Here is a 634-nt window from a genome sequence, read left to right as displayed (position 1 = left end):
ATGTCTCCCCGCCCGTTCGATCCGAGACAGTCAGTCCCGGCGCTTGCCAGTGATCCTCTCACCGAGAAACAGGGCAAAGGCTCTCTGATGCGGCACTAGCACCCAATTGAGCGCAAAATGGCGATCGGTCAATGCAAAGCGCTCTCGGGCTGTTCGGAGGAGAGACAAATGCTTCCGGCACTGGTCTCCTGAGCCGGTGAATATCTGGTCCGCCTGTGCGCTTGGGGTTGTGCTGTGTCTTCTGTTGGTGCTGTGCGTCGTGTCCGCCGGAACGGCGTAGCAGGGCTGCTTGTCCTGGCCGCGGCCGGCACCGTCGCCGGGGAGAGCGCGGGTGAGGCCTTTGCCGCTCCCGGCTCCCGCTCGGCAGCCGCAGCCGCGGCGTCAGCGGTGCCGGGGGCTTCCGGCACCGTGTCCGGTGTGTTCGCCCCCGGTGAGGAGGCCGGCGGCGCGGTGGACGCGCGGACCGGCCGCTACTCCCTGAAGGTGCCGCTGCTGGCGACGGCGGGGCGCGGTGAATCTGGGTTCGGTCTGGTGTTGTCGTATGACCAGGAGTTGTCGGGTCTGGGGGTGGACCGGCAGGGCCTGGGCGCGGGCATGGGCCTGGGCCTGCCCTTCGTCGACACCGAAGAGGGCC

Annotated in this window: 1 protein-coding gene; it reads left to right on the top strand. The window is 68.3% G+C overall.

Annotation, left to right across the window (positions count from 1 at the left end; genetic code table 11):
* Positions 1-417: 417 nt before the first annotated feature.
* The coding region (locus tag IF89_RS39490; protein WP_043194919.1) for a hypothetical protein at positions 418-634 on the top strand (217 nt) is incomplete at its 3' end.

Source organism: Streptomyces sp. NRRL F-2664, assembly GCF_000719345.1.
Lineage (GTDB): Bacteria > Actinomycetota > Actinomycetes > Streptomycetales > Streptomycetaceae > Streptomyces.
This window is presented reverse-complemented; position numbering and strand designations above follow the sequence as displayed.